Consider the following 581-nt stretch of genomic DNA (forward strand, 5'->3'; position numbering starts at 1 on the left):
GTGTTAAAGATGTCGAGCTGCTGCTCCGTGGCGCCGCACTCAGGCTCATCGGCACGGGCAAAGTGGCTGACGATATTCACCGGCTGACGCACGTTTTTGCACTGGCTCAGGCGCTGATAAAACGCCTCTGCCTGCTCCGGGCGCACGCCCAGGCGATGCATGCCAGTGTCGAGTTTCATCCACACGGTGACCGGCTCGCTGAGGGTCGCAGCTTCGAGTGCAGCCAGCTGCTCTTCGTTATGCACGGCGGTGTGGAGACGCTGATCGGCAATCGTCGTCAGATCGTCGGCTTCGAAAAAGCCTTCGAGTAACAGAATCGGTTGGGTGATACCGCCCGCGCGCAGGTGCAGGGCTTCTTCGAGACGGGCGACGCCAAAGGCATCGGCATCAGGGAGCGTTCGCGCGGTCTCAAGAAGACCGTGTCCGTAAGCGTTCGCTTTCACGACTGCAACGAGCTTGCTGGCGGGCGCCAGTTCACGCAGACGTTGCAGGTTGTGTCGCAGAGCGCGGCGGTTAATGACTACAGTTGCCGCTTGCATTCGAATTCCTTGCCTTAATGAAATAAATCCAATCCTCTAAAT

The 581-nt window shown here is 58.7% G+C and carries 1 protein-coding gene; it reads right to left on the bottom strand.

What is annotated here, in order from left to right; genetic code table 11:
• Positions 1–539: alanine racemase (alr, locus tag K5E19_RS23515; RefSeq protein ID WP_221553338.1), on the bottom strand; the 539-nt coding region annotated here is incomplete at its 3' end.
• Positions 540–581: the final 42 nt, after the last annotated feature.

It is taken from the genome of Enterobacter sp. RIT637 (genome assembly GCF_019718755.1).
Taxonomy (GTDB): domain Bacteria; phylum Pseudomonadota; class Gammaproteobacteria; order Enterobacterales; family Enterobacteriaceae; genus Enterobacter.